Raw genomic sequence first — 7989 nt, 5'->3', positions numbered from 1 at the left:
GAAAAAACTCCAGAAGTAGATAAGAAAGCACTTCAAGCTGAAGTAGATAAAGAAAAATCTACAAAGGATACAGACAAGTACAAGAATGCAGACCAAGCTAAAAAGGATGCATACGACAAAGCATTAGCAGATGCACAAAAAGTACTAGCAGATCCAAAAGCAAGTCAAGCAGATGTTGATAAAGCTAAAGATGCATTAACAAAAGCTGAAGCAGAATTGAACGGAGAAAAAACTCCAGAAGTAGATAAGAAAGCACTTCAAGCTGAAGTAGATAAAGAAAAATCTACAAAGGATACAGACAAGTACAAGAATGCAGACCAAGCTAAAAAGGATGCATACGACAAAGCATTAGCAGATGCACAAAAAGTACTAGCAGATCCAAAAGCAAGTCAAGATGATGTTAGCAAAGCTAAGAAAGCTTTAGAAGAAGCAGAAAAAGCTTTGAATGGCAAAGTAACTCAAGAAGTTGATGCTGATAAGGTAGATCCAACAGTTCCAGAAAAAACTAAAGTAGAAGATCCTAAACACTTAACTAAAGAAGAAAAAGACAAGGTTAAGGAAGCTATTGAAAAGGCTAATAAGGACAAATTCCCACAAGGAACTAAGGTTGAAGTTGGAAATGATGGAACAGTAACAATCACATACCCAGATGGATCAAAAGATGAAATCAAGGGTAAAGAATTAGTTACTAAGAAACCATACAACCCAGGAACAACTCCAGGTGGTACAACAGATCCAACAAACCCATCAAAACCTGGCGACAACAACGATGGAACAACAAACCCATCAACACCATCAGATGACAATAATAATGAAAAACCATCTGACAACAACAATGGCGAAAAACCATCTGATAACAATGGTGAAAAGCCATCAGATAATAATGGTGAAAAGCCATCAGACAAGACTATTGCTGACAAGGTAGACCCAGCAGTTCCAGGAAAGATTAAGGTAGAAGATCCTTCTAACTTAACTAAGGACGAAAAAGACAAGGTTAAGGAAGCTATTGAAAAGGCTAACAAGGATAAATTACCAGAAGGAACTAAGGTTGAAGTTGGTAATGATGGAACAGTTACAATCACATACCCAGATAAATCAACAAAGACTATCAAGGGTTCTGATGTAATTGTTGGAAAGACTGACAAAAATGCACCAACTCACAATGGTAAAGACGGTCAAGATTCTCCATCACGTAAACCAAATAATCCAACTAAATTACCAAAAGCAGGTATTGAATCAGAAGCTATGATGATGGCTGCTGCAGCACTATCTACTTTGGGTGGATTTTATGTTTCAAAGAAGAAAAAAGAAGATGAAGAATAAATTATAGATTCGATTCTGTAGTTTATTGAACTGAAAATACCCGATCGTATGATCGGGTATTTTTATATGCAAAAATATTTGAATTTCAAAATCCAACAAAAAAAGAGCCATATTACAGGCTCACGTTGCTTCTTTGAAGGTATTTTTTAAATTTTGTGAGTTCTTCTTGGTTGTTGATTTGAATCCATTTGTGGGCGTAATGTTTTTTCATATTGGCATAGTTTTCGCGTTTTTCTTTGCTGCGTCCGTCAATGAGTATCCACTTGATGAATTCAAAGTCTAGTTTTTCGGGGCAATTGTCTGCCATGCTTTCTCTGGTTTTGCCATGGTACTTGAAGTAGCGTTTGATGGCTCTTAGAAGACAATTGAATCTGTTGAAGTTGAGGAACACTATGATGTCTGAAAGAGCAAGTCTTTCTGTTTTCTTGAGCTTGTCATAGTTTCCATCTATTACCCAATCGTCTTGTTTCATAAAATTTTCTACTATGTTAATCGCTTCATCAGGGTCACGTTCTTGCCAATTTTCTGTCATGTTTACTTGGTCAAGGTGAAGCAATGGCAAATCGTATGTTTGTGATATGTCTTGTGCTAATGTGGATTTTCCTGATGCGGAATATCCTATTATTGAAATTTTCACGTTTTTCTCCTTATATTAATATGATCATCTTCTATTATTATATATAATAATGAAGGTGTTGTCACGTTACTATTTTTGCGTTTGATGGTATAATGTAAATAGTGATTTTTGCGGATTTTTATGTGTATAAAAGTCTTAATATATGTTAAAATAATAATTGTTAATTAGGAGATGATAAGATGAAGAGATTGATACCTATTGCGATTTTGGTTTTGGTGTTGACTACGGGTTGTTTGAGAAAACCGGAACGTTACGAATCGATGAGAAATACCGAAACAACAGAGTCTGTGGAACAAGAAAATACGGATACAAAAAAGCCTGAGGATACAAAAAAACCTGAGGATACTACTGAAAAACCTGCAGAACAAGAGAATAAGAAACCAGAAGAAGCTACTGAGAACAAGACTATGAAGGTTACGACAGATGTTTTGAATATGAGAAGTGAAGCTAGCACTAATTCTTCTATTGTGACTAAGTTAAAAAAGAATGATGAGCTTAAGGTTATTGAAGAAACTAAGAATGATGATGGAACTACTTGGGTTAAGGTTGATTTTGATGGTCAAGTAGGTTTTGTTTCTAAGGAATTTTTGGGTGAGTAAATGATTGATATTAATAGCAAGATAATGGCGGATATGAAGAATGGTTCGAGTAATATGGATCAGGCTATTGCGACTGCAATAGAATATGCGAGACTTGGTTACAAAAAGGTTGTGAGTGCCTCTGAGATTTCTACTAATGGAAGGGTTCTGACATCTGATGAAAAGCAACTTCTTATCGATAGGATTAATGAGGAACTTGATTATCAAAAGATTGATTTTCAGGTGTTGTCGGGCAATTTGATGAGCTGTGATCCTAAGATGATGGAGTATTTTCACAATGATCTGATTAGTTCGATTAATTATTCCAGATATATTCTGCTTGAGCTTCCAAGTACAACTGAATACAAGGATTTGAATAAGTTTATATACGATATACAAATTAAGGGTTTTGTTCCGATTATCGTTCATCCGGAAAGATGCAAGTATGTCCAAGAAAATCCGGACTATTTGATTTCCTTGAAGGAAAGGGACTGTTTGGTGCAATTGGATATGAGTTCTGTGGTTAAGCCTAAATCTAGCAGGTTGTTCAAGACTGCTAAGGAGTTGTTGGACAGACAAATGGTGGATGTTGTGGCTACGGAATCTGAAAATGCATATGAGGCAGAATATATTAGAGATGGGATTAAGACTCTTCATAAGATTATAGATTCGGATTATTTTGATTTGATTATGAGACTTAATCCACAGCTTATCGCGGAAGATGAAAGAATAGACAGGATTCCTGTATTAGAGAAGAAGAGCGGTGGAGTTTTGTCGAAGATTTTTGGTAAGAGGAGATAAGATGAGAGATAACTTATTTGTAAGAACTTTGAGAAATAGATTTGTGCCTATTGTCATGGTGGCACTTTTGTTCGGGATTGCGATGATTTGCTACGATGTTATGTGGGTGAGACCTGTGTACAGTGTGGATTCCAAGGTTGTAGTGAGCGCGAAAAGTGGCAACACTTCTACTACTCAAATAGAAACTGTGAAGTCTTTGGTTAAGTCTAGAATGGTGTTGACTGAAGTGAAGCAAAACTTGAAGTTGAGATCAAATGTTGAAGATTTGTCGAAAAAAATCAGCATTTCAGACGAGAACTCAAAGATTGTTAGTATAAATGTTAAGGATACTGTGATTCAACGTGCCAGAGATATTGCGGATGAATTGGCAGATATCACTGTGAAGAGTGATGCAGACGAATACAGTGTGAAGGTGTTGGAATACTCTTCTGCTCCACTACAAGCTGTGTCTCCAAATTTGGTTAAGGACACTTTATTGGCATATGCTGTGGGATTTTTTATTTCATTGATAGCTTTTATGGTGAGAGAATCTCACGATGATGTCATGAGAGTGAATACTGATGTGGAAGATTTGGGAGTAAATGTTATTGGAGATATTCCTTATGTTGATGAAAGGGGTGCTATGATAGATGAAGGATAAGACTTTGTTTAATGAACAATACAAATATCTAAGAACTAATGTGAAGTTCGCAGGGGCAAATATTAAGTCTATCGTGGTTACTTCGGGATTTTTTGGAGAAGGTAAGACTTCTGTGGCTGCTAACTTGGCGAAGAGCTTTGCTTTGTCTAATCACAAGGTTGTTATTGTGGATATGGATTTGAGAAGACCAAGTTTGAGAAATTTCTACGATATTGACACTGAAATCGGCGTTACAAATGTCGTTGTGAATAAGATGGACTACAATCTTGCGATTAGTCACGATGAATCGATATGGGATTTGGATATTATTCACGCTGGAGCTATTCCACCAAATGCGAATGAGATTATTTCAAGTGAAGCTATGAAGAATTTCATCCGTATTTTGGAAGATAACTACGATTATGTGATTATCGATACTCCTCCAATCGAAGCTTATTCTGATGCTGTTGCATTGTCAGCGATTTGCGATGCGACTTTGTTGGTGTACAAGGTTGGAGAAACTAAGAAAAGCGACATCGAAAAATCAATCGATTCAATTAGAAATGTTAACGGCAATTTGATAGGACTTGTACGTATTAATGAAAAGTAATAATAGGCTGACTGATTTTACACGAATCAGTTGGCTTATTTTTTATAGAGAGGTAAATTATGATTGAAAACTTACGTGAAAAATCTCAAACGGTTTTGTTGAAGCCTTCTATTAGGGTTTTGTATCTGAGAAAACTAAGAGATTCTGTGAAAAATCATAGGGAAGAGATAATCTTGGCTTTGAAGGAAGATATCGGAAAAAGCGAATACGAAGCTTTTATGACAGAGTATGCAACTGTGATGCAGGAGTTGAACTTCTTCATTAATAATACTGTAAAACTTGCAAATGCTCATGCTACTTCATTTGATTTGTTGACTTTTCCCAATAAAACTGAAATCAGAAACAGGGAGTTCGGTGTGTGCTTGATTATCAGTCCGTGGAACTATCCTTTTAATTTGAGTATGATTCCTGTGATTGATGCCATTGCCGCTGGAAACAGTGTTTATTTAATGATGAGTAGAAAAAATCCTAAGATTAGGCAGCTTATGAAAGAGGTTTTGAAGCCTGTGGAGGATATTGTTCATCTTGAAAATGACAGAAGTTATGATGAGGTGTTGGAAGAAGAGTTTGACTTTTATTTCTTCACTGGTAGCAAAAACAGAGGACGAGCTGTGTATAAGAAAGCGGCAGAGAATTTGAAGCCTTGTGTGTTGGAATTGGGTGGCAAAAGTCCTTGTATCGTGGACAAGGATGTCGATTTACAAGATACAGCGAAGAAGATTTGCTGGGCGAAGTTTACGAACTCCGGACAAACTTGTGTGGCTGTTGATTATTTGGTGGTTGAAGAAAGCATCAAGGATAGGCTTTTGCATTATATACTGAAGGAGATTGACGAGAATTATTCCGATATTTCAGAGATATCTAGGATAAAAACGAAGGCAAAATACGATGAGTTCAGAAAAATTATGAGAGATAGAACGGACAGAATCGGTGGGAAATACCACGATGATGAGATGATTATTGAACCGTGTGTGTTTACTGATGCGACTTTTAATGATGAGATAATGAAAGACGAGATATTTGGGCCGTTGTTGCCGGTAATTTCATACACTGATATCGATGTGATGTTGATGCACATAAGAAGAATGGACAATCCGTTGGCTTTTTATGTGTTCACTAAGGACAAGAAATTATGCGATTATATCACTAATTCTGTGGGATTTGGCGGAGGATGCATCAATGATTGTATGATGCACATCTCAAACAACAAGGCGCCTTTCGGTGGATTTGGCAATAGTGGACTTGGCCATTATCATGGGAAATGGGGATTTGACACTTTTTCACACAAACAATCGGTCTATGTTTCCAGAAAAGTCGACAATCCATTTAGATTCAAACCATTTACGGACAAAAAGCTTAATTTAATGAAAAAATTCCTCGGCTAATTAAGACGAATACTACAAGATAAACCAATGAAATCAATGGAATTGAGATGGTGAATTTCTTCTTGTATAGTTTGTGTTTGAAGATTATCATGGAGCTCATTGCTCCGATGAAGCCTGCGAGTATGCACAAGAGTATCAGAACATTTTCAGAAATTCGGTATTTGTTGTGAATGGCTTTCCTTTTATCTATAAGGAAGGCTAGGAAAGTTATTACATTAATTGTTAAAAAATATATACTAAACATTACATCACCCAAAATTATTGTACCATAAGGAGAGATATGAGATTAGATAGAATGCTTAGCGAGATGAAGATCGCAACGAGAAAAGAAATAAAACAAATGGTGAAAAAGGGGATTATCACGGTTAATGATGTGACTGTGAAGAAGTCTTCTGAGCATATAGATGAAAACAACGACGTGGTGAAAATCTACGATGAGGTTATTGAGTACAGAAAGTATTTGTATTTCGTGATGAACAAGAGAAAAGGTGTGACTAGTCATTCGAAAGATCCTATGCACAAGACTGTGATTGACGATATGGGAGAGCTTTGTGTGTTTGATTTGAATCCTGTAGGAAGGTTGGATTTGGATACGACAGGGCTTTTGATTATCACGAATGACGGAAAATTTGCACATAATTTGATTTCTCCGAAGAAAGATGTGTCCAAGAAGTACAAGGTTACTTTGAGAGATAAGGTTGATGAGAAATACAACGACACATTTGAAAAAGGTATAAAGTTGATGCCGGAAGATATCATAACGAAACCTGCTACGATGGAAATTATCGACGACTATAATTGCTACCTTACTATAAAGGAAGGCAAATACCACCAAGTTAAAAGAATGTTCGAAAAAGTTGGCAATGAAGTTGTTGAACTTCAAAGAGTTCAAATAGGAAGCTTTAAGTTGCCAGAGGACTTGGAAGAAGGAGATTTCAGAGAACTTACTGGTGAAGAACTCAAAATCCTTGGATTGGAAGAAGAATAAAGAAAAAATCTCAATTTAACTTAAAAGTTGAATTGAGATTTTATTTTGTGCGTCTTTTTTTGAGGACATATTTGTATAATGTGTCGAAAAACAAAAACAAAGAATAAGCACCAGGGTCGATTACTCCAACGGAGAAAATCGCGTTGTGACGTGCTTTGCCTTTGTTGGCTGTCATTTCTGAAGTTTGTTCGCAAGCTATCTTGCAATCTACGCTTATTTTTTTCATTAATTTAATTGTATTTTCATTTTTGTTTTTTTCAAAGCTTTCTGTAGCAGAGTGAATGCAATCTAGAATTGTCTTGTCATTTAACTTACAATTTCCAACAAGTTTCACAGATTCGGTCGTGATTTTCAAAATTTCTCCGAACATTTCACGGTCGATAACATCTACATCTGTAAGATATGCTGAAATCTTATCACATACATAAGAGTAGATAGGGGATGTTGCGCCTTTTACTTTATATGTAAATAGAAATGATAGATTACTGAATTGAGTTGATAGGTTTTCTGATTTGAAATCAGAAAAAGTCGTAAAAAGCTCCCTAAATCCATTATTCAGGTTAGAACCGTGGTCTCTGTTACTTAAATTCTCATCGAGCTTATTCAAAAGTGAACAATTTACCATCAAACATTCCTGATACATCGTGAAAACTCTGTAAATATCATCATTTGTAAATCCCATAAGCCCCCCCTTCTTACTTAATATTATACATGATTACAGAAAATTTTAAAAAAATTTCAAAAAACACTTGACAAGTATGATTTAGGAGCATATACTGTAATAGTTGTCTGAAAGAGACGTAACAAAAACTTGATTAAGTTTACAAGAATTTAAAAAAGTTTTAAAAAAGTCTTGACAAGCTAAAAAAAGTATAGTATACTTTAATAGTTGTCACTTGAGGCAACGAAATAATTTAACAAAGAACCTTAATAAATTAAATAAAGTAAATACTTTGAGAGAAGTACAAACCAAACAATAATTCGGTGAGAATAAAAAAGCAAAAGTCAGCTGAAAAGCTAGCTTCAAACAAACATTAAATTGAGAGTT

The 7989-nt window shown here is 35.6% G+C and carries 10 protein-coding genes; 7 read left to right on the top strand and 3 right to left on the bottom strand.

Features of this window, described 5'->3' with window-relative positions; genetic code table 11:
* Positions 1–1323, top strand: a 1323-nt coding sequence (locus ACU68W_RS09125) for an LPXTG cell wall anchor domain-containing protein (protein WP_446756428.1), incomplete at its 5' end; no start/stop codon positions are given.
* A gap of 112 nt (positions 1324–1435) precedes the next feature.
* Here the strand turns inward: ACU68W_RS09125 and ACU68W_RS09120 are convergent.
* Positions 1436–1960 (bottom strand): DNA topology modulation protein, encoded by a 525-nt coding sequence (locus tag ACU68W_RS09120; RefSeq protein ID WP_446756427.1) that lies wholly within the window; start codon positions 1958–1960, stop codon positions 1436–1438.
* Between the two features lie 179 nt (positions 1961–2139).
* On the opposite strand from ACU68W_RS09120, the gene ACU68W_RS09115 reads away from it, so the two are divergent.
* The 5 genes from ACU68W_RS09115 to ACU68W_RS09095 are packed head-to-tail and all read left to right on the top strand — an operon-like array spanning position 2140 to position 5953.
* Positions 2140–2559: an SH3 domain-containing protein gene (locus ACU68W_RS09115; RefSeq protein ID WP_446756426.1), complete on the top strand. Its 420-nt coding sequence runs from the start codon at positions 2140–2142 to the stop codon at positions 2557–2559.
* Positions 2560–3339 carry a tyrosine-protein phosphatase gene (locus ACU68W_RS09110; RefSeq protein WP_446756425.1) on the top strand — a complete coding sequence of 260 codons (780 nt, stop codon included), beginning with the start codon at positions 2560–2562 and terminating at the stop codon, positions 3337–3339. It abuts the gene before it with no gap.
* Position 3340: 1 nt separating this feature from the next.
* Positions 3341–3979 carry a YveK family protein gene (locus ACU68W_RS09105; protein WP_446756424.1) on the top strand — a complete coding sequence of 213 codons (639 nt, stop codon included), beginning with the start codon at positions 3341–3343 and terminating at the stop codon, positions 3977–3979.
* A complete protein-coding gene (locus ACU68W_RS09100; RefSeq protein ID WP_094207647.1) occupies positions 3969–4568 on the top strand; it encodes a CpsD/CapB family tyrosine-protein kinase in 600 nt (199 codons plus the stop codon). Before ACU68W_RS09105 ends, ACU68W_RS09100 begins: the two co-directional genes overlap by 11 nt.
* A gap of 59 nt (positions 4569–4627) precedes the next feature.
* Positions 4628–5953 carry an aldehyde dehydrogenase family protein gene (locus tag ACU68W_RS09095; RefSeq protein WP_446756423.1) on the top strand — a complete coding sequence of 442 codons (1326 nt, stop codon included), beginning with the start codon at positions 4628–4630 and terminating at the stop codon, positions 5951–5953.
* On the opposite strand, the gene ACU68W_RS09090 is transcribed toward ACU68W_RS09095, so the two are convergent.
* Positions 5925–6197, bottom strand: coding sequence for a DUF1294 domain-containing protein (locus ACU68W_RS09090; protein WP_446756422.1), 273 nt, complete (start codon positions 6195–6197; stop codon positions 5925–5927). The genes ACU68W_RS09095 and ACU68W_RS09090 overlap by 29 nt on opposite strands.
* A 36-nt stretch (positions 6198–6233) precedes the next feature.
* Between ACU68W_RS09090 and ACU68W_RS09085 the strand changes: the two genes are divergently transcribed.
* Positions 6234–6941, top strand: coding sequence for a pseudouridine synthase (locus tag ACU68W_RS09085; RefSeq protein ID WP_446756421.1), 708 nt, complete (start codon positions 6234–6236; stop codon positions 6939–6941).
* Positions 6942–6981: 40 nt separating this feature from the next.
* Here the strand turns inward: ACU68W_RS09085 and ACU68W_RS09080 are convergent, their stop codons facing one another.
* Positions 6982–7623 carry a dihydroxyacetone kinase subunit L gene (locus ACU68W_RS09080; RefSeq protein ID WP_094223747.1) on the bottom strand — a complete coding sequence of 214 codons (642 nt, stop codon included), beginning with the start codon at positions 7621–7623 and terminating at the stop codon, positions 6982–6984.
* Positions 7624–7989 lie beyond the last annotated feature (366 nt).

Source organism: Finegoldia sp. P2-F-LR (genome assembly GCF_052932265.1).
The sequence above is the reverse complement of the archived record's forward strand: the minus strand, read 5'-3'. Positions and strand labels throughout refer to the sequence as shown.